The sequence below is a fragment of the Klebsiella sp. w6 genome (assembly GCF_033100215.1).
GTDB lineage: Bacteria > Pseudomonadota > Gammaproteobacteria > Enterobacterales > Enterobacteriaceae > Klebsiella > Klebsiella variicola.
Genome location: NZ_CP136907.1, coordinates 2,474,392 through 2,492,561, shown reverse-complemented (window position 1 = coordinate 2,492,561; position 18,170 = coordinate 2,474,392). Strand labels below are relative to the sequence as shown.

The 18,170-nt window shown below is 58.8% G+C and carries 19 protein-coding genes; 9 read left to right on the top strand and 10 right to left on the bottom strand.

Translation table 11 applies throughout. The annotated features are described in order from the left end of the window. Nucleotide 1: 1 nt before the first annotated feature. The 3 genes from R0140_RS12265 to R0140_RS12255 all read right to left on the bottom strand — a co-directional run bounded on the left by R0140_RS12265 (nt 2) and on the right by R0140_RS12255 (nt 3,895). Complete coding sequence (locus R0140_RS12265; RefSeq protein ID WP_008804681.1) at nt 2-1,015, bottom strand: ABC transporter ATP-binding protein; 1,014 nt, start codon at nt 1,013-1,015, stop codon at nt 2-4. A gap of 16 nt (nt 1,016-1,031) precedes the next feature. Continuing rightward, entirely contained in the window at nt 1,032-2,177 is a 1,146-nt protein-coding gene (gene ydcS, locus R0140_RS12260; protein ID WP_008804680.1) for a putative ABC transporter substrate-binding protein YdcS, read from the bottom strand. A gap of 305 nt (nt 2,178-2,482) precedes the next feature. After that, nucleotides 2,483-3,895, bottom strand: coding sequence for an aminotransferase-like domain-containing protein (locus R0140_RS12255; RefSeq protein WP_008804679.1), 1,413 nt, complete (start codon nt 3,893-3,895; stop codon nt 2,483-2,485). Between the two features lie 681 nt (nt 3,896-4,576). Here R0140_RS12255 and R0140_RS12250 point away from each other — a divergent pair. The 5 genes from R0140_RS12250 to R0140_RS12230 all read left to right on the top strand — a co-directional run bounded on the left by R0140_RS12250 (nt 4,577) and on the right by R0140_RS12230 (nt 7,873). Next, complete coding sequence (locus tag R0140_RS12250; protein ID WP_008804678.1) at nt 4,577-5,974, top strand: cytochrome ubiquinol oxidase subunit I; 1,398 nt, start codon at nt 4,577-4,579, stop codon at nt 5,972-5,974. Next, the gene (gene cydB, locus R0140_RS12245; RefSeq protein ID WP_032735778.1) at nt 5,974-6,984 is read left to right on the top strand and encodes a cytochrome d ubiquinol oxidase subunit II; all 1,011 of its coding nucleotides are present in this window, start codon (nt 5,974-5,976) and stop codon (nt 6,982-6,984) included. The genes R0140_RS12250 and cydB overlap by 1 nt, the downstream gene beginning before the upstream one ends. Continuing rightward, nucleotides 6,984-7,109: a DUF2474 domain-containing protein gene (locus R0140_RS12240; RefSeq protein ID WP_002907461.1), complete on the top strand. Its 126-nt coding sequence runs from the start codon at nt 6,984-6,986 to the stop codon at nt 7,107-7,109. The genes cydB and R0140_RS12240 overlap by 1 nt, the downstream gene beginning before the upstream one ends. A gap of 95 nt (nt 7,110-7,204) precedes the next feature. After that, nucleotides 7,205-7,489: a hypothetical protein gene (locus tag R0140_RS12235; protein ID WP_032735781.1), complete on the top strand. Its 285-nt coding sequence runs from the start codon at nt 7,205-7,207 to the stop codon at nt 7,487-7,489. Between the two features lie 150 nt (nt 7,490-7,639). Next, entirely contained in the window at nt 7,640-7,873 is a 234-nt protein-coding gene (locus tag R0140_RS12230) for a DUF2554 family protein (protein WP_012541554.1), read from the top strand. A gap of 12 nt (nt 7,874-7,885) precedes the next feature. On the opposite strand, the gene R0140_RS12225 is transcribed toward R0140_RS12230, so the two are convergent. Continuing rightward, nucleotides 7,886-9,847 carry a peptidase U32 family protein gene (locus tag R0140_RS12225; protein ID WP_012541553.1) on the bottom strand — a complete coding sequence of 654 codons (1,962 nt, stop codon included), beginning with the start codon at nt 9,845-9,847 and terminating at the stop codon, nt 7,886-7,888. 33 nt (nt 9,848-9,880) lie between these two features. On the opposite strand from R0140_RS12225, the gene R0140_RS12220 reads away from it, so the two are divergent. After that, nucleotides 9,881-10,048 (top strand): hypothetical protein, encoded by a 168-nt coding sequence (locus R0140_RS12220; protein ID WP_162493250.1) that lies wholly within the window; start codon nt 9,881-9,883, stop codon nt 10,046-10,048. Nucleotides 10,049-10,058: 10 nt separating this feature from the next. On the opposite strand, the gene R0140_RS12215 is transcribed toward R0140_RS12220, so the two are convergent. Beyond that, a complete protein-coding gene (locus tag R0140_RS12215; protein WP_008804673.1) occupies nt 10,059-10,628 on the bottom strand; it encodes a helix-turn-helix domain-containing protein in 570 nt (189 codons plus the stop codon). Nucleotides 10,629-10,801: 173 nt separating this feature from the next. Between R0140_RS12215 and R0140_RS12210 the strand changes: the two genes are divergently transcribed. Beyond that, nucleotides 10,802-11,968 carry a benzoate/H(+) symporter BenE family transporter gene (locus tag R0140_RS12210; protein WP_016161181.1) on the top strand — a complete coding sequence of 389 codons (1,167 nt, stop codon included), beginning with the start codon at nt 10,802-10,804 and terminating at the stop codon, nt 11,966-11,968. Here the strand turns inward: R0140_RS12210 and R0140_RS12205 are convergent. Next, nucleotides 11,945-12,814: a helix-turn-helix domain-containing protein gene (locus R0140_RS12205; protein ID WP_016161182.1), complete on the bottom strand. Its 870-nt coding sequence runs from the start codon at nt 12,812-12,814 to the stop codon at nt 11,945-11,947. The genes R0140_RS12210 and R0140_RS12205 overlap by 24 nt on opposite strands. A gap of 181 nt (nt 12,815-12,995) precedes the next feature. Between R0140_RS12205 and R0140_RS12200 the strand changes: the two genes are divergently transcribed. Then, nucleotides 12,996-13,892: a DMT family transporter gene (locus R0140_RS12200; protein ID WP_016161183.1), complete on the top strand. Its 897-nt coding sequence runs from the start codon at nt 12,996-12,998 to the stop codon at nt 13,890-13,892. 46 nt (nt 13,893-13,938) lie between these two features. Here the strand turns inward: R0140_RS12200 and R0140_RS12195 are convergent, their stop codons facing one another. From R0140_RS12195 to tehA, 3 genes are all read right to left on the bottom strand, one after another. Beyond that, nucleotides 13,939-14,607: a DUF3313 domain-containing protein gene (locus R0140_RS12195; RefSeq protein WP_004143788.1), complete on the bottom strand. Its 669-nt coding sequence runs from the start codon at nt 14,605-14,607 to the stop codon at nt 13,939-13,941. A gap of 259 nt (nt 14,608-14,866) precedes the next feature. Beyond that, a complete protein-coding gene (tehB, locus tag R0140_RS12190) occupies nt 14,867-15,463 on the bottom strand; it encodes a tellurite resistance methyltransferase TehB (protein WP_032735782.1) in 597 nt (198 codons plus the stop codon). Next, nucleotides 15,460-16,464: a dicarboxylate transporter/tellurite-resistance protein TehA gene (gene tehA, locus R0140_RS12185; RefSeq protein ID WP_032730515.1), complete on the bottom strand. Its 1,005-nt coding sequence runs from the start codon at nt 16,462-16,464 to the stop codon at nt 15,460-15,462. Before tehA ends, tehB begins: the two co-directional genes overlap by 4 nt. A gap of 111 nt (nt 16,465-16,575) precedes the next feature. Here tehA and ydcK point away from each other — a divergent pair, with 111 nt between their 5' ends. Further along, nucleotides 16,576-17,556 (top strand): YdcK family protein, encoded by a 981-nt coding sequence (gene ydcK, locus R0140_RS12180; protein ID WP_008804666.1) that lies wholly within the window; start codon nt 16,576-16,578, stop codon nt 17,554-17,556. Here ydcK and rimL read toward each other — a convergent pair. After that, a complete protein-coding gene (gene rimL / locus R0140_RS12175; protein WP_008804665.1) occupies nt 17,542-18,120 on the bottom strand; it encodes a 50S ribosomal protein L7/L12-serine acetyltransferase in 579 nt (192 codons plus the stop codon). The genes ydcK and rimL overlap by 15 nt on opposite strands. Nucleotides 18,121-18,170: the final 50 nt, after the last annotated feature.

Here is an 18,170-nt window from a genome sequence, read left to right as displayed (position 1 = left end):
CTCAGCCTCCGCTTTCCAGCGGGGTCATCGCCGACCGCGACCATGACGCCAGCACCGTTTGCCCCATTCGCGGGGCGCTGGCTGCCGCCGCGCCATCGATATTCGCCTGGCTGACCAGCAGCTTGTCCCCCTCCGCCAGCCTGAGCTCAATCCGCGTCGCCGCCCCCTGATACTGTACCGCCTGCACTACGCCCTGAACCTGAACCTCGCCGCCGCCCTGCAGGCGAACATGCTCCGGACGCAGCGACCAGCTACCCGGCATGCCGCACAATCGCCGGGCCGCCTCGGCTTCAAAAACGTTGGCGGTGCCGACAAAGCCAGCGACAAACGCGGTCTTCGGATGCAGATAGAGATCCTGCGGCGCATCCACCTGTTCGATGCGCCCATTGTTAAACACCGCCACGCGGTCTGACATCGACAACGCTTCGCTCTGGTCGTGGGTCACGAAGATAAAAGTTATCCCCAGCGACTGCTGCAGCTTTTTCAGCTCCACCTGCATCTGCTCGCGCAGCTTCAAATCCAGCGCACCCAGCGGCTCATCGAGCAGCAGCACCCGCGGCTGGTTCACCAGCGCCCGGGCAATAGCGACCCGCTGCCGCTGGCCGCCGGAGAGCTGAGAAGGCTTACGATGATGAGCAAAGCCAAGGGCCACCTTTTCCAGCGCTTCCTGGGCGCGGGCATGGCGCGCTTTCTTCGCCATGCCTTTGACCATCAGGCCGTAGGCGACGTTGTCGAGGATCGACATATGGGGAAACAGCGCATAGTCCTGGAACACCGTATTCACATCCCGCTGCCAGGGCGGCAGTTCGCTGGCCGGCTGACCGAAAATACGGATGGTGCCGCCGGAGAGCTGCTCGAAACCGGCAATCAGCCGCAGGCAGGTGGTTTTACCCGAACCGGAGGGCCCCAGCATCGAGAAAAATTCCCCATCGCGAATGCCTATGCTAACCCCATCTACGGCCCGCACATCGCCGTACAGGCGCGATACATTCTGAAACTCGACCGCGTACGTCATTGTCTGCCTCCCGTCCTTAGCGGCCGCCCATTATCGCAATATAGTCCTGAGTCCATCTGCTGTAGGGCACGTATTTCCCGCCTTCGGCAACCGGCGTTTTCCAGAAATGGATCCGGGTAAACTGGTCATAGCCGTTGGTTTCACAGCCTTTATCACCGAGCAGCGCGCTGGCTTTACACCCCTCTGGCACCACCGGGAGCGAGCCGAACCACGCCGCCACATCGCCCTGTACCTTCGGCGTGAGCGACCAGTTCATCCATTTGTAGGCGCAGACCGGATGCTTCGCTTCGCTGTGCAACATGGTGGTATCCGCCCAGCCGGTCACCCCCTCCTTCGGAAACACGGTGGCGATGGGCTGGCCTTCAGCCTTCAGGCCGTTGGCCTGATAGGGCCACGAGCTGGAGGCGGCCACCCCTTCGTTTTTGAAGTCGTTCATCTGCACGGTAGCGTCATGCCAGTAGCGATGGATCAGCGGCTGCTGGTCGCGCAGTACTTTCAGCACCGCGTTATACTGGGTTTCGGTCAGTTGATAGGGATCTTCGATCCCCAGCTGCGGCTGGGTGGCTTTGACAAACAGCGCGGCGTCAGCGATATAGATCGGGCCATCATAGGCCTGCACGCGTCCCTGATTGGTTTTGCCGTCCGGCAGGTTCTGTTTAACGAAGACCACGCTCCAGCTGTCCGGCGGCGTCGGGAATACACGGGTGTTGTACATCAGCAGGTTCGGCCCCCACTGATACGGCGTGCCGTAGGCTTTACCGCCGACGTTAAACCATGCCCCTTGCGCAATGCGTGGATCGAGGGTGCGCCAGCCGGCAATCAGCGCGGTATTAATCGGCTGAACGCGTTTGCCCATGATCAGACGCAGCGAGGCATCGCCCGACGCGGTCACCAGATCGTAGCCCCCCTTGGCCATCAGGCTGACCATCTCGTCAGAGGTAGCGGCGGTTTTGACATTAACCTGACACCCGGTCTCTTTTTCAAACTGAGTGACCCAGTCGTACTGCTTGTCTGTCTGGCCGCGTTCGATATACCCCGGCCAGGCAATAATATCGAGCCGCCCTTCCGGTTTATCCAGCGAGGTGAGTGGCTCTGCCGCCTGCACGGTCAAACAGGCCATGCTCAGCACATAAAGGCTGCAACGGGCAAATTTTTTGCTCATCAGGTGTTACTCCTGTCACAAGGTAATTAGCGGCAGCCGTGCCGTAAAAATATCTCCTGAAATAAGGGTAGTCAGCGGATTAACGCCCCCTGGGGAATTTATTCAGGTTGTGACCCGGGACGCATTACGCAAAAATCGCCAACACAAGCAGGACTTTATGGATTATAGACAACGAGTTAGAGAAAAAGGAGGGGTATGCGTATTTCCTATGATGAGCGCCGGTAAAATAATGACCGGCCTCAATAAAAACTCACCCGCGTTTATTTTTGTCGAGAGTTGATGGCGACGGAAAATAGCCTGAGTCGTCAGGTAAGCTGCTCACGAATAAGTTCACCCAACCGCCTCACCCCCTGCTCTTCGCGTTCCCCCCAGCCCCAGGCGGTATTAAAACGGAAAAACGAGGTCCAGCTGGCGGAGGTGGAGAACATTTTTCCTGGGGCAATGCTGATGTGCGAGGCCAGCGCCCGGGCGCTTAGCTCACTGGCGTCGGCCCCTTCCGGCAATTCAATCCACAGAAAGTAGCCGCTGTCGCTGTGGTGGACGATAACCTCCGGCGGCAGATGGCGCAGCAGCGCCTGCCAGGCCAGCTGTTTACGCTCCGCCAGCTGGCGGCGCAAACGGCGCAGGTGGGCGTCATAGCGCTTGGTGGACAGATAATCCACCAGGGCTAGCTGCATCGGCGAGCTGGTGGAGAGCGTACTCATCAGCTGCAGTTGCTGGATCCGCCGCGCCTGTTTGCCGGCCGCCACCCAGCCGATACGAAACCCGGGCACCAGACATTTTGAAAACGAGCTGCAGTGCAGCGTCATATCCTGATGGTCCCAGTATTTCGCCGGGAGCGGTTTCTCGCGACCAAAGTAAAGCTCGCTGTAGACATCATCTTCTATCAGCATCACGTTATAGCGCGCCAGCAGCGCCACCAGCGCCGCTTTTTTTTCGGCGCTAAGCGTAAAGCCGAGCGGGTTCTGCCCGTTGGTCATTAACCAGCAGGCCTTGACCGGGTAATTTTGCAGGGCCGCTTCCAGCGCCGTCAGGTCAATGCCCTCTTTGACGTCGGTCGCCACCGACAGCGCCTTCAGGCGCAGCCTCTCCAGCGCCTGCAGGGCGCCGTAGAAACAGGGGTTTTCCACCACCACCCAGTCGCCCGGCTCGGTCACTGCCTGCAGACTGAGGTTAAGCGCCTCCAGCGCCCCGGCGGTAATCACGATCTCGTCCGGCGAGATGTTCATCCCCTGCAGGGCATAGCGTCGGGCAATGGCGTGCCGCAACTCCGCATTGCCCGGCGGCAGGTTCTCAATGACGCTCATGGCGGTGGCGGTTTTGCTCACCTGCGCCAGCGAGCGGTTAAGCTGCTGCAGCGGGAAGAGACGCGGGTCCGGAAAGGCCGAGGCAAAGGGCAGCATCGACGCCTGGCGGCTGGCCTGTAGCACCTCAAAGATATAGGTATTGATATCGACAGCTTCATCGCGGGTCACCTGGGCAGGCGGCGCCGGCTGTCTAAGCTTCACCGGCTGAGGGGCGACATAATAACCCGACTGCGGACGGGCGACGATGCGCCCCTGGCTTTCCAGCAGCTGATAGGCATGGCTGACGGTCATAAAGCTCATGCCGCTGCTGATCACCTGCTCGCGCAGCGACGGCAGCCGATCGCCAGGCAACCATACGCCAAGCGCGATCTGTTCGGTCAGCTGTTGCGCCAGCTGTTGATACTTTTTCATTGCGGCCGTCCCCGTACGATAACCTCCCATTATCATATATCAGTTATAAAAAAATCATAGTTTGCTGTAACTGTTATATCTGCAGCGGCAGTCGCGTCCCGTCATAGCACGGGATAGGTTTAAAATATCACCACCCAGAATAGTGAGATTAACGCAAACCAGAAGATAATCATCACGCCGAGCGTAATGCACAAACTCTGTAATCCTTTTTCAGACATGGGCATTCCTTTTTATTTATTCCCGAGCGCATACAGTACAAATTACCCACGGAGTCGACAATTTATTATTATTTAATTTACGATTAACCCGCTCAGCGTTTTTACTTATTCTCATACTAATGCGTGAGAATAAATGACGCTAAAACTCGTTGTGCATTATCGCAAGAATTAATACAGCACCGTGTGATATTCGGGATATATTATTCCGGCCAGAAACAGTGCCGTGCCGGCGGCCGAGTCCGCCGATCAACCGCTCCCGGGATAACGGCCAAATCTCCGCTGGTCTGTTGGTTAAGCGACCCACCCCATCGGTATTTATTCGTACCGGCCGATGATCTGGACGCGAGGTGAAAAATCATAACAGAGGCCAACTGTTATGATAAAAAATGGCGCGACTGCCTCTGCCCCCCAGCCACCACCCTGCCTAAAATTGCGCTGAATCAATTTTGTAGTGGAGTCCTGCATGTTCGGTCTTGATGCATTCCATCTTGCGCGAATTCAATTCGCCTTTACGGTCTCATTTCATATTATCTTTCCCGCCATTACTATTGGGCTGGCCAGCTACCTGGCGGTACTCGAAGGTCTGTGGCTAAAAAGCAAAAATCCCACCTGGCGTTCGCTGTACCACTTCTGGTCGAAAATCTTCGCCGTCAACTTCGGCATGGGGGTGGTTTCCGGGCTGGTGATGGCCTATCAGTTCGGCACCAACTGGAGCGGTTTCTCTCAGTTCGCGGGGAGCATTACCGGCCCCCTGCTGACCTATGAAGTCCTGACAGCGTTCTTTCTGGAAGCGGGCTTTCTCGGGGTGATGCTCTTCGGCTGGAACCGCGTAGGGCCGGGGCTGCATTTTTTCGCCACCTGCATGGTGGCGCTGGGCACCATCATCTCGACCTTCTGGATCCTCGCCTCCAACAGCTGGATGCAGACCCCGCAGGGGTTTGAGATCGTTGACGGCCAGGTGGTGCCCGTCGACTGGCTGGCAGTGATCTTTAACCCGTCGTTCCCCTACCGCTTACTGCATATGACAGTGGCGGCGTTTCTCAGTAGCGCGCTGTTTGTCGGCGCCTCGGCGGCCTGGCATCTGCTGCGCGGCAATCAGTCGCCGGCGATCCGTAAGATGTTCTCGATGGCGCTCTGGATGACGCTGCTGGTCGCCCCCGTCCAGGCGCTGATCGGCGATATGCATGGTCTTAATACCCTGAAACACCAGCCGGCGAAAATAGCCGCCATTGAGGGCCACTGGGAAAACCCGCCGGGCGAGGCAACGCCGTTGCTGCTGTTTGGCTGGCCTGATATGGCGCAGGAGCGCACCCGCTACGGGCTTGAGATCCCGGCCCTGGGCAGCCTGATCCTCACCCACAGCCTTGATAAACAGGTGCCGGCGTTGAAGGAGTTCGCTCCTGAGGATCGCCCGAACGCTACCGTGGTGTTCTGGTCGTTTCGCCTGATGGCCGGTCTTGGCATGCTAATGCTCCTGCTCGGCGTACTGGCCCTGTGGCTGCGTCGCGGCGGCCGACTGTACCATTCCCGGCCATTTCTGCGCTTTGCGCTATGGATGGGCCCTTCAGGACTGATTGCTATTCTCGCCGGCTGGGTAACCACCGAAGTGGGCCGTCAGCCATGGGTGGTGTATGGCGTTCAGCGCACTGCAGACGCCGTTTCCGCCCACGGCGATCTGCATATGTCGGTCAGTTTATTGACCTTTATCGTGGTCTACAGCGCCGTCTTCGGCGTCGGCTACAGCTATATGCTGCGCCTGATCCGCAAGGGGCCGCAGGAGGTGCAGCCCGCGACAACCGGTACGCCAGCCCGCCCGCTGTCCGCCGCCACTGAAGGTTATCTGCAGAAGGAGTCCCGCTAATGGGTATCGAATTATCGGTGATTTGGTTCGTGATTATCGTCTTTGCCACGCTGATGTACATTGTCATGGATGGCTTTGATCTGGGCATCGGGATGCTGTTCGGCACAGTACGGGGCAGCACCGAGCGCGACGTAATGGTCAACAGCGTCGCCCCGGTGTGGGATGGCAATGAGACCTGGCTGGTACTGGGCGGCGCTGGTCTGTTTGGCGCTTTTCCCCTCGCCTACGCGGTGATAATCGACGCCCTGTCGATCCCCCTGACCCTGATGCTGATCGGCCTGATTTTTCGCGGCGTCGCCTTTGAGTTTCGCTTCCAGGCCACGCCGTCGCACCGACCCTTCTGGGACCGTGCCTTTTTTGGCGGTTCCCTGCTGGCGACCTTCAGCCAGGGCGTGGTGGTCGGGGCGGTGATCAACGGTTTCCCGGTCAGCGGCCGAAGCTTCAGCGGCGGCATGTTTGACTGGCTGACCCCGTTCAGCCTGTTTTGCGGACTCGGGCTGTGCGTGGCCTATGCGCTGCTCGGCGCCACCTGGCTGGTGATGAAAAGCGAAGGCGCGCTGCAGCAGCGGATGCGAAGCGCATCGCGGCAGCTGCTGGTTACCCTGCTGGCGGTGTTTGCCGTCATCAGCCTGTGGACTCCGTTGGCGCACCCGGCAATTGCCGCCCGCTGGTTCAGCCTGCCGAATCTCTATTTCCTGCTGCCGGTGCCGCTGCTGGTGATCCTCATCAGCGGCTGGCTGTGGCGTACGCTGCATCAGCGCGACCGCCATGTTTCGCCCTTCACGCTGACGCTGGGCCTGGTCTTTCTCGGCTTTAGCGGACTGGGGATCAGCATCTGGCCGCATATTATCCCGCCGGCCATCACGCTGTGGCAGGCTGCCGCTCCCCCGCAAAGCCAGGGCTTTATGCTGGTGGGCGCACTGCTGATTATTCCGGTCATTCTTGGCTACACCTGCTGGAGCTATTACGTGTTCCGCGGCAAAGTTCAGCCCGGGGAGGGATATCACTGATGCATACTGCCTGGCCTAAACGTCTGCTGTGGCTGATCGCGCTCTGGGGAGGCAGCGTACTGACGCTGGCCGCCATCAGCCTGCTGTTTCGCCTGCTGATGACCGCCGCAGGGCTAAAAGTCTGAGTGGGATGCAGAGAAGTCCGAAAAGGGATTTCTCCATCTTATCTTCACTTTTGCCTGATGAAATACGGCGATACATCAGAAGAAAGGATATTGCTATGAAGAAATTAGCTTTACTGTCCGCCGTGATGACGCTGGGAATATCGTCATGGGCGTTCGCTGCCGACAACCCGCCACCGCCGCCAGAAAAAGGCGCGCAGCATCAGGGTAAACCGCTGGCGAAAAACGGCCAACACGATGGTAAGCAAGCGCAACACAACGGCAAGCAGCCACAACGAGATGGCAAGCAGCCACAACGAGATGGCAAACAGCCGCAGCGTGACGGCAAGCAGCCACCAAAAGGCGGCGAGCACAGCGGGAAACCGCTGCCGCCAAAAGCATAACCCCTCAGGCCTGGCCTTCTGCGCCAGGCTTTTTTTCACCTTCTTTCAGCTGACATTGACAAACTCTTGCCCTTCTTTGAGAAGCCGAGAAAAAAACCTGCACAACGCCTGGCATAGTAAGCCCACCCCATTGATTCGCAGAGTAAAGGTATGTTGAGGAGAAGCATGAGCGCGCTGCTGTTGCTGTGCGCGCTGTTTTCAGGACATCTGCTGGCCCACCGCCAGGGGCACGATTACTTTCCGGTGCAGAGCCTCGAACAGCAGCTGCTGCACGAGGCGGACAGCGACGAGCTTCGCAGCCAGTGCGAGGAGGCCGCCGCCGATCTGAACGAGCATCACCGCTGGCAGGATGCCCGCAAACCGCGGGCGCCGCATTGCCCGTAGCGTCGCGCTGGATCAGGCTCCTTTGCGCTTCGGCAGGGTCTTCATCAGCTCATCCGGGCTGACGGAGGCGACGATGCTCCCGGGAAGCGGCATTTTGAGGATGTGGTTTTTAATCTTCCCGACGACATGCATTTCGCACGGGCGACAGTCAAACTTCAGGGTCAGCACTTCATCGCCGTGGATCAGCTGCATCGGCGTGGCTTTCCAGCTCTTGATGGAGCCTTTCGCCTGTTTCGGACAAAGATTAAACGCAAACCGCAGGCAGTGTTTGGTGATCATCACCGGCACATCGCCCTTCTCTTCGTGCGCTTCATAGGCGGCGTCAATCAGCTGCACGCCATAGCGCTGGTAAAAGGCCCGCGCCTTATGGTTATAGACGTTGGCGAGGAAGGAGAGATGGGTCTCCGGATAGACCGGCGGCGGTACGGAGACCGGCTTGCGGGTGCCGCGTTGCCAGGCGTTGAGGCGCGCTTCGTCCAGCATTTCAGCCGTTTCACGACGCAGCTGGTTGAGCAGACTGTTGGGGACAAACAGTGGCGGCAGGTTGACCTGCACGTCGCGTGGGTAGTAAATGGTCTGTCCCAGTTTTGTGACGCCGTCACGCAAATTGGCCAGCGCTTTTTCTGCCTGATTGGCTTCGGCGAACGCTCCGTCGAGAGTATGGGTCACGCTGACGCCATCTTCACAGGTCATGGTCAGAACCAGCTGTTCCTGCCAGCCGCTCAGCGTAACGTCCACGGCGATGCGGCGTTCGCTGGAAGTCTTCAGAAGCGCCTGCTGCCAGTTGTGATCGAGGTTACGGTTGAGCGCCTGGTGCGGACGCGCTTTGTGCAGATCCGCCGGCATCTCGTTCGGCCACACCCGATAGCGATTTTCGCCGGTTTTCTCCACCGTATTGGCACGGAAGCCCACCACTTCACGCTTGATCATCACGTTAAGGCCATCGCCGTTGGTTAACGGTTCGCTCACTTCGACATCAAGATGGTCTTTCCCCACCTTCAAGACTTCGCCCACCGGCAGCCCGATAAATTTCGGCGAATCAAACGCGCCGATATCGCCTTTGCGGGCATTGACGAAGTAGTCGGTACTGCCGCGATGGAAGGTTTTATCGGTAGAGGGAATGAAGAAGTGCTCGGTACGCCCTGCCGAGGCGCGCGCCAGATCGCCGCGGTCTTCGATAATGGCATCCAGCATTTGACGGTAGTGCGCAGTGATGTTTTTCACATAACTCATGTCTTTGTAACGGCCTTCAATTTTGAAGGAACGTACCCCGGCGTCGATCAGCGCCGCCAGGTTGGCGGTCTGATCGTTGTCCTTCATCGACAGGAGATGTTTTTCATAGGCCACCACCCGTCCCTGATCGTCTTTCAGGGTATACGGCAGGCGGCAAGCCTGCGAGCAGTCGCCCCGGTTGGCGCTACGTCCGGTCTGGGCGTGCGAAATGTTGCACTGCCCGGAATAGGCCACGCACAGCGCGCCATGAATAAAGAATTCAATGGTGGCGTCGGTATGGTCATAAATAGCTTTGATCTGACTGAGATTCAGTTCACGCGCCAGCACGATCTGGCTGAAGCCGGCGTCGGAGAGAAATTTCGCTTTTTCCACGCTGCGGATATCACACTGGGTGCTGGCGTGCAGCTCAATCGGCGGCAGATCCAGCTCCATGATCCCCATATCCTGCACAATCAGCGCGTCAACGCCCGCCTCATAAAGATCGGTAATCAGCCGCTGCGCCGGCTCCAGCTCATCATCATGCAGAATGGTGTTCAGCGTGACAAAGATTTTGGCGCCATAGCGATGGGCAAAAGGCACCAGACCGGCGATGTCGCTCAGGCTGTTGCTGGCATTGTGACGAGCGCCAAAGTCAGGCCCACCGATATAAACGGCGTCGGCGCCGTGGAGGATCGCTTCGCGAGCGATACCGGCGTCGCGGGCAGGACTAAGAAGTTCAAGACGATGATTGTGCAGGCGCATACGCGTGTTGTTATCCAGTATAAGGGGGTCGAAATGGCGGCTATTGTAGTCAGAACCGGGTACAGACGAAAACCTTTTCCACCGTCGCGCGACGACGAATTTTCATTTTTCAGCAAAGTATTGACGGAAAAGATAGTTCCTTCACATCCTCGCGCAGCGTACTGTCATCTCGTATTCCGGATTTTCCTCGTCACGTTGTGAGTGGTTATCATCAGTCATCTTGTCTGGCCGCGGGTTCGCCCGCGGTTTTTTCTTTTGGATAATGGATAAGAGAATGGAAATGGGCCGCCTGAACGCCGCGGTTACGATACGCATGCGCCTCATCGCCGGCGAAGCGCCGTCCCTCCCCTGGCTGCAGTAAATGCCACTCCCCCTGTAAACAGAGATCCAGGGCGCCGCTAATCACCACCACATGTTCAATCACCCCTTTCTCATGCGGCGTCGATTCGCTCAACGCGCCGGGGGCAAGGGTTATCGAAAAATGGTCAAAGCGCAGCTCCGGGTCCCACGGGAAGACCGGGGTCACCACCATCGCCTGCTGCTGCGGATCAAAAGCGGAAGGCGCTGCGCTGGCGTCCGGAACGATAAACGCCGAAAACGGCACGTTCAGCCCGGTGGCAATCTTCCACAGCGTCGCCACCGTCGGGCTCGATTCATTACGCTCAATCTGCCCCAGCATGGCTTTCGACACCCCCGTCTCTTCTGCCAGACGCGAGAGACTCCAGCCACGCTGCTGGCGCAGGGTTTTGAGCGTTGCCGCCAGATGTTGCGCAATATTCATCCTACCTCCTGACTTGTACAGGCAAGAGTATATCCCCATTTGCCTGATTCTACAGGGCGTTTCTCGGCATATCACCGTGAGAACAGGTGTCTTACGCTCTCCACATCCGCACCTTGTGCGCTATAACGCACAGTGATAGAGTATTTGTATGTTATAACGCACAAGAGAATCCTATGCGCTCGTTTACCCTTCCTCTTCCCACTCTGTTGGCGGGTTTCGTCGCTGTACTGGTGGGCTACGCCAGTTCAGCCGCCATTATCTGGCAGGCTGCTGCGTCCGCTGGCGCTACCCCCGGGCAGATCGCCGGCTGGATGACGGCCCTTGGCCTCGCCATGGGTATCAGCACCCTTGCGCTGAGCGGCTGGCGTAAAGTTCCTGTGCTCACCGCCTGGTCAACGCCGGGCGCCGCGCTGCTGGTCAGCGGTCTACAGGGAGTCACCCTCGCCGAGGCCGTGGGGGTGTTTATCTTTGCCAACGCGCTGATCGTCCTTTGCGGCGTGACGGGCCTGTTTGCCCGGCTGATGAAGATCATTCCCCATTCACTGGCCGCCGCGATGCTGGCCGGGATCCTGCTGCGTTTCGGTTTGCAGGCCTTCGCCGGCTTACAGGACCATCTGCTGCTGTGCGGCGGCATGCTCGCCGCCTGGCTTCTCTGTAAAGCGCTGTGGCCCCGCTTCGCGGTAGTCGCCGCGCTGGTGGTGGGGGCGCTGATCGCGGCGGCCTCCGGGGACGTCGCCAGGACGGCCGTACCGCTGGCCTTCGCGGCACCAGAGTGGATCGCGCCGCAGTTTACCCCGGCGCTGCTGCTCAGTGTCGGCCTGCCGTTTTTCCTCGTCACCATGGCCTCGCAGAACGCCCCCGGGTTCGCCACGCTGCAGGCATCCGGCTACACCGTACCGGTATCGGCACTGCTCGTCGCCTGTGGAGGTCTGGCGTTGTTGCTGGCGCCGTTTGGGGTCTACTCCATCTGCATCGCGGCGATCACCGCTGCGATTTGCCAGAGTCCGGAGGCGCACCCGGATCCGCAACAGCGCTGGCTGGCGGCCATGGCCGCAGGCGGTTTTTATCTGCTGGCGGGTCTGTTCGGCGGGTCGATCACCGCCCTGATGTCGGCTTTACCCGCGGCGTGGATCCAGATGCTGGCCGGCCTGGCGCTGCTCGGCACCATCGGCGGCAGCCTGTTTCAGGCGGTACATCAGGCCAGTGAACGCGATGCGGCAGTACTGACCTTTCTGGTCACCGCCAGCGGCGTGACGCTGGCGGGAATTGGTTCGGCCTTCTGGGGCGTGGTGCTTGGTGGGGTAAGCTATGGCGTGTTATCCGCGCTGCGCCGCCCTTAGCTGGGACGGCGTCAGGCCGGTGGCCGCTTTCACCCGATGGCTGAAATGGCTGGCGGAGCTGAAGCCGCAGACCAGCGCAATCTCCGTTAACGGCAGCGCGCTGTGGCAGAGCAGATTTTGAGCCCTGGCCATTCGCTGCTGCATCACATATTGATGCGGGGCCATATTCAACGACTGGCGGAACATGCGGGCAAAATGGAACTCACTGAGTCCCGCCTGCTGCGCCAGGTCGGCCAGGGTCAGCGGCTGATCGAGGTGGGCATCGATCCAGGCCAGCACGTGACGCTTCACGCCCGGCGCCAGCCCTCCGGTGACCGTCGGCAAACGCCACTGCACGGTGGAGTAGTGCTGGATCAGATGGGTGAGCAGTAAGCTGCTGGCGGCGCTGAGGGTCAACTGGTTCGCCGGCTGTCGCCAGTCATTGGCCAGTAAAAACTGGCGGTACACCGCGGTGATTTTGTCATCGCTGGCGAAGGTTTTTTCCTGCAGGGTGAAGTTTGCCGGGCTACGATCCCACACCTCTTCGCCGACGCGGCGCAGGTGCTCATCGGTACAGTAGAGATGCACAAAAGACAGATCGCCGCGGATATCCCAGACGCTCTCATCCCCTTTCGGCATCAGACAAAAGCGATCCGGGCCGCCGCCATTTTTCCAGCCGTGCGGCGTCTTTTGATAGCTTTCATAGCCATCGGCGACGTACAGGCTCAACGTATGGTGATCGCTGCGCACCGTCACGGTATCGCAATTGTTGTACCAGGCGGCCAGTTGAATTCCGGAATTCAGCTCCACCGTGCCCCGCAGCACCGCGTTCTGTCGCCGTAATGTTTCAAACGTCCCGTAACCCATTGCCTTCACGCATCTGCCCGTAAAAGCTCTAGTCTAGGGAGACTCCGGCGCGGTTTCCAGTCCTCACCGCAGGCGAATGACAAATAAGCGCAAGAATTTGCAAGCCGACAACAAGCGGGTGAAAGCTGCCGGTTGCGACAGGCGGCATACTCCTCCCTTCAACAAGCAGAGGAGAGTCAGGGTGAACGCATTACTTTATGCACTCGTTGTCGTGATCTGGGGTACAACGTGGATTGCGATTTTTTTACAACAAGGGCCGGTGGCGGCGCCGGTATCCATTTTTTGGCGCTTTGCCGTGGCCAGCATCACGATGCTGACGATTCTGCTTGTCACGCGACGGCTACGGCCGCTGGGCGCGAAAGATCACTTTTGCTGCCTGCTGCAGGGCTGCTGCGTCTTCTGCTTTAATTTCTGGTGTTTTTATACCGCCGCGGCCTGGATCAACACCGGTCTGGAATCGGTGATCTTTTCCATGGCCGTACTGTTTAACGCCATTAACAGCTTTCTTTTTTTTCGCCAGCAGCCGCCGGGCCGCTTCTGGGCCGCCGCCGCACTGGGCCTCGCCGGTATCGTCACCCTGTTCTGGGATGACCTGCTGGCCAATGGGCTAAACGCCTCGCTGCTGTGGGGGATCGGTCTGAGCGCCCTGGGCACCTACGGCTTTTCACTGGGCAATATGTTCAGCATTCGCCACCAGCGGCGAGGGCTGGAAACCCTCACCACCAACAGTTGGGCGATGCTCTACGGGACGCTGGTGATGGGCGCGATCGCCCTGCTACGTGGCGATAATTTTATGCCGGAGTGGACCGTCAGTTACCTCGGCGCCCTGCTTTACCTGGCGCTGTTCGGCTCGGTCATTGCCTTTGGGGCCTATTTCACTCTGGTGGGGCGCATTGGCGCCAGCAAAGCCGCCTACAGTACGCTGCTCTTTCCGCTGGTCGCATTATCCATTTCCACCGTCTATGAAGGGTATGTCTGGCACAGCAACGCTGTGATCGGGCTGGCGCTGATCCTGCTGGGTAACCTGGTGATGTTTGCCAAACCGGAACAGCTGCTGCTGCGCCGAAGGCTGGCCTGAGGAGACAGAAGAGAAACAGCGCCGTCGTCAGACGGCGCTGGCACGATTAACGCTGAGAGGGATCGAATTTGACGGCGTCGACCGCCATATCATCGATCACCTGCTTCAGGGTATCGACGGTCAGCGGCGTATTCTCATTCGCCAGGGTTTTGCCTTCCCCTTTACGAACGACCTTGATGACCGGCTTATTGGTGCTGGCGTCAATGACCTCCGCCTCAAAGTACAGATCGGTGTCCATGGTACGATGGCCGGTGGCGGCCTGGGTGCCGGCGACAATCATAGCGACCGGGATCACTTCATAGAACTGCAGCCCCTCTTTGCTGGAGTCCACCCCGGTGATCGCCCCGCGGAAGATGAGGCTGCGCTTGCCGGCGGTAGTGGCCAGCGGTTTACGCTCGGAAATAGCCTGTTTCAGCTCTTTGTTGGTGTAGTTAAGAATATCCTGCAGCGCCTTTTCCCCTACCTGGGTGGTCGGCTTCGGTACCGGATAGTAGGTCACCGGGTGATAAACGATATTGTCATAGTTGGCTGGATTGAAGTTCGGATCGATCCAGCGCAGCTCCGGCTTGCCGGAGGCAGAGGTCGTTTCTTTCAAACTGGAATAATCTTTTAAGAAGCCCGAATACTGATTCGGTTGCGCCACTTTCGCCGCACAGCCGGTCAACGCCAATATTCCCGCCAGAGCGGCGACTTTCAGTAAAACGCGAGTACGCATAGAGAGATCCCTGTAAATGCAGTTTTTTTCGGCAGACGTTATAGCAAATAGGACCCACTAGTTTTGTGACAAAAAAAGGGCTTCGTCAAGGAAGATTTATAAATATTGATAGGATGAACATTACGTTATTAAATAATCACTTAAAAAGCGTATTGCGCGGTTTTCCAGGCTCATTTTCGCCGCAACGGATCTCTGTCTTGCCCACGCTTTGGCGGGGAATGCGGCGCGGGCCATGCTCAGCTTCCCACGCCGCCGCGTATCAGGCAGGCTTGCGCGCCAACAGGGTGGCGAAGCGCAGTTTGACGCGATTGCCGTTGGCGTCGGTGCGATGCAGCTCGCCGACGTCCTCATTGTATTTCAGCAGCTCCCAGCCCTGGTAATAATCACGAAGCTCATCGGGTTTAAAGGCAAACGGGAAGCCGACGGTGCAGGGATAATCTTCGGTATCCATTGCCGCCACAATCAGGTTATAGCCGCCGGCGGCGGTGCAGTGCTGCATATTGGCGATCAGGCCCGGGATGGTGTCAGGCTCCAGGAACATCATCACCACGGTGGAGAGGATCAGGTCATACTCCCCGTCAAAGGTCAGGCTATTGAGGTCGGTTACCGCGGTGCGGAGATTTTCCAGCGCCTCGGCAGCGCGAATACTTTCCAGATTATTGATGCTCATCGGATTTTTATCCCACGCCGTCACCGTGAATCCGTTCGCCGCCAGATAAAGGCTGTTACGCCCGTTGCCACAGCCCAGATCCAGCGCCCGCCCCGGCGGCACCACTGTCGCAGCATGCAGCACCTCGGAATGGGTGCGTGTCAGGCCATATTTATCACTAAAATAATCCGCGTCACGCGTTGTCATGATCCTTCCTTCTTATTCAGGAGTGTTTCCCGGTCGACCTGTACCAGCAGTTTCCCGCTCACCAACAGCAAAATTGTGCGCAGTAACAGCAGGCCGACAACCAGATTGCTAAAAATAAACAGCGGCATTGCCAGATGGTGAAAAAAGCCGTCCGCCCTGGCCTGGCCGAGATGCAGGCCGGTAGTGGCCAGCGCGGAAATACCGAACGAGAAGCTCCAGAAGGAAGCATTGAACGGCTGGCGAAGATACCAGGGCATCAGGCGCAGCATGAACAGTAGCTGCAGCAGGCCGTAACCAAACAGCAGCTTCGCGAAGGTATCCGCTTCCCCACCGTTGACGCTGAGCCAGGCGCTGCAGGCCACCAGCGCAGGCGCCAGCTGGATCCCCAGCGAGGTGCGCAGCGGCGTCGGCAGCTCGCCCGCGCTGCGCAGACGCTGGAGGATCGCCGGCTCGAGGCTCAACCAGGAGAAGACCCCGGCGCCGAGGAACACCAGCCCCGCGTCGGTAAATCCCAGCGCGCCGCAGGCCATCGCGCTAATGAAATTATTGGCCACCGTGGGCAGATAGAGCCCCGGCGTGGTGGCCTCGTGAGGATGCGTCCCCCGCCACAAGCCGCCACTTTGCCAGGCGGCATAGGCAAGCTGCAGCGCCACCCCCGGCACAAACAATCCCAGCGCCAGCGGTCGCCACCAGGGCACTAGCCCGATCGCCACCAGCAGCGTAGTGGCCGGAAACAGGCTGACAAAGCTGCTGCTGACCGGATGACGCATCTCCCGTAGCACGCTCGCCGGAAAGCGAATTGCCCGGCTGATAAACGCCATGCTGAGCAGCGCCCACATCGCAATCGCCAGCATCACCAGACCATCGCCGATGCTGCGGCTAACCGGCCAGAGCGTGCTGGCGTAGCGCCAGGCGAAGCCCATTCCGATGGTGCCGAGCACCATACCAAAATAGCCTGCCGGCAGGTTCAGCGTCTGCCGCGGCGTTTGCTTACTCTTCATTTTGTTGATGATATCAATTTAATTTGAAGTTGCATTTTAAAGGAACCTTATCCCGCGCGCTACGGCGATCTTTGCTATGTTTATGTTAACCATAAGTAATGAGGATCGGGAATGCGTAAATACCGTCTCAGCGAACAGACCCGGCAGTATTGTTACCAGGAAGAGGCTGGCAAACAGAGCGTCACCCTGCGCCAGATAGTGGCGCTTATCGATTTCGCTGACGTCAAAGCAGGCAGCGAAGGCGGTTGGGTGGACGCGGAAAGCGCTCTCAGCCAACAGGGAGAGTGCTGGATCTACGATGCCAACAGCGTGGTTTTCGCCGGGGCAAGTATCCGCGACGACGCTCGCTTAACCGGGCCCTGCGTGGTCAGCCACGAGGCCGCCATCGGCGGACGGGCATGCATTCATGCCTCGCACATTAGCCATCACGCGCAGATAAGTGACAACGTCACGATTAATCATAGTCTGGTGCGCGGTTACTGTCGCCTCGCCGACGAGGCGCGTCTCCTGCCCCACTGCCAGGTGATTGCCGCCCGCGGGCTGACCGCCGATCGCGACAAAGTCCTGCAGATTTATCAGCGAGCCACCGTTAGCGCCTCGCGTATTCTTCATCAGGCGCAAATCTACGGCGATGCCTTTGTCGAGCACGCTTTTGTCGAACATCGGGCAGAAGTGTTCGACCAGGCAAGACTGGAGGGGAACGAAGAAAACGACGTCTGGGTGTGCGATAACGCCCGGGTTTATGGTCATGCGCGACTGATCGCCGGTCGCGGAGAGGATGCCATTCCCACCGTGCGCTACAGTTCGCAGGTGGCGGAGAATGCGGTGATTGAAGGCAACTGCCTGTTAAAGCACCGGGCGATGGTCGGGGGCGAGGCGCAGCTGCGAGGTGGTCCGATTCTGCTCGACGACGATGTGCTGATCCAGGGGCGGACAGTCATCATCGGCGATGTGATCGTTGAGCACCAGGTCTCCATCAATGACGAGGTGCAGATTGCCGCACAGGAGGGAGAGGCCATTCATCTGCGCGGCCCGAAAACGCTTGACGGCCAGCAGCACATCACCCGCACGCCGCTGTTAGGCGCCCTCTAGCGCCTCGTCGCGGTCAATAATGCGCGCGTAAATATTCTGATCGTCATAGCTGCCGTTCAGATACTCAGCCTGCCTGAGGCAACCTTCAAGAACGAACCCATTGCGCAACGCCACCTGGTTACTGCGGGTATTGGCCACCCGGCATTTGATCACAAACCGGCGCACCAGCCCGCTGCGGGCATAATGGTGGATAAAGGCCTGCAGGGAGCGGGAAAGCAGCCCCTGCCCCTGGTGATCTTCATCGATCCAGTAGCCGATATAGGCCGTTTTGTTCTGCGGCTCGATCTGGTTGAACGACAGGACGCCCACGAGTCGATGGTCGAGAAACAGCAAAAACATTTTGGCGTAATCCCGCTGATGCAGAATCACGTTACCCTGCACATGGCGGCGGGTCTCCTCTTCGCTGTTCACTTCGGCGGGCCAGTTGAGCGATTGCTGCAGCCAGTGGCGGTTTTTCACCACCAGCTGGTGCAGATCGCTGACGTAGCGCTCATCAATCGCGATAAGCGTCAGTGCGTCGGTCACCGGGATCGTCTCAGGTACTGCGGGAATGTCTGTAGTCATGGGGCTCTCTACTGGCCCGCAGGCGTTGCCTGCGGGCCGCGGCTGTCACG

Bases quoted from the DNA above. Each gene is read 5' to 3' on its own strand.
- rimL (WP_008804665.1), bottom strand. From the start codon at position 18,120: ATGACTACAGACATTCCCGCAGTACCTGAGACGATCCCGGTGACCGAC.
- ydcK (WP_008804666.1), top strand. From the start codon at position 16,576: ATGCGTAAATACCGTCTCAGCGAACAGACCCGGCAGTATTGTTACCAG.
- R0140_RS12230 (WP_012541554.1), top strand. From the start codon at position 7,640: ATGTTGAGGAGAAGCATGAGCGCGCTGCTGTTGCTGTGCGCGCTGTTT.
- R0140_RS12215 (WP_008804673.1), bottom strand. From the start codon at position 10,628: ATGAATATTGCGCAACATCTGGCGGCAACGCTCAAAACCCTGCGCCAG.
- cydB (WP_032735778.1), top strand. From the start codon at position 5,974: ATGGGTATCGAATTATCGGTGATTTGGTTCGTGATTATCGTCTTTGCC.
- R0140_RS12205 (WP_016161182.1), bottom strand. From the start codon at position 12,814: ATGGGTTACGGGACGTTTGAAACATTACGGCGACAGAACGCGGTGCTG.
- R0140_RS12255 (WP_008804679.1), bottom strand. From the start codon at position 3,895: ATGAAAAAGTATCAACAGCTGGCGCAACAGCTGACCGAACAGATCGCG.
- R0140_RS12210 (WP_016161181.1), top strand. From the start codon at position 10,802: ATGCGCTCGTTTACCCTTCCTCTTCCCACTCTGTTGGCGGGTTTCGTC.
- R0140_RS12250 (WP_008804678.1), top strand. From the start codon at position 4,577: ATGTTCGGTCTTGATGCATTCCATCTTGCGCGAATTCAATTCGCCTTT.
- tehB (WP_032735782.1), bottom strand. From the start codon at position 15,463: ATGACAACGCGTGACGCGGATTATTTTAGTGATAAATATGGCCTGACA.
- R0140_RS12220 (WP_162493250.1), top strand. From the start codon at position 9,881: ATGGCGGCTATTGTAGTCAGAACCGGGTACAGACGAAAACCTTTTCCA.
- R0140_RS12235 (WP_032735781.1), top strand. From the start codon at position 7,205: ATGAAGAAATTAGCTTTACTGTCCGCCGTGATGACGCTGGGAATATCG.
- tehA (WP_032730515.1), bottom strand. From the start codon at position 16,464: ATGAAGAGTAAGCAAACGCCGCGGCAGACGCTGAACCTGCCGGCAGGC.
- R0140_RS12240 (WP_002907461.1), top strand. From the start codon at position 6,984: ATGCATACTGCCTGGCCTAAACGTCTGCTGTGGCTGATCGCGCTCTGG.
- R0140_RS12225 (WP_012541553.1), bottom strand. From the start codon at position 9,847: ATGCGCCTGCACAATCATCGTCTTGAACTTCTTAGTCCTGCCCGCGAC.
- ydcS (WP_008804680.1), bottom strand. From the start codon at position 2,177: ATGAGCAAAAAATTTGCCCGTTGCAGCCTTTATGTGCTGAGCATGGCC.
- R0140_RS12195 (WP_004143788.1), bottom strand. From the start codon at position 14,607: ATGCGTACTCGCGTTTTACTGAAAGTCGCCGCTCTGGCGGGAATATTG.
- R0140_RS12265 (WP_008804681.1), bottom strand. From the start codon at position 1,015: ATGACGTACGCGGTCGAGTTTCAGAATGTATCGCGCCTGTACGGCGAT.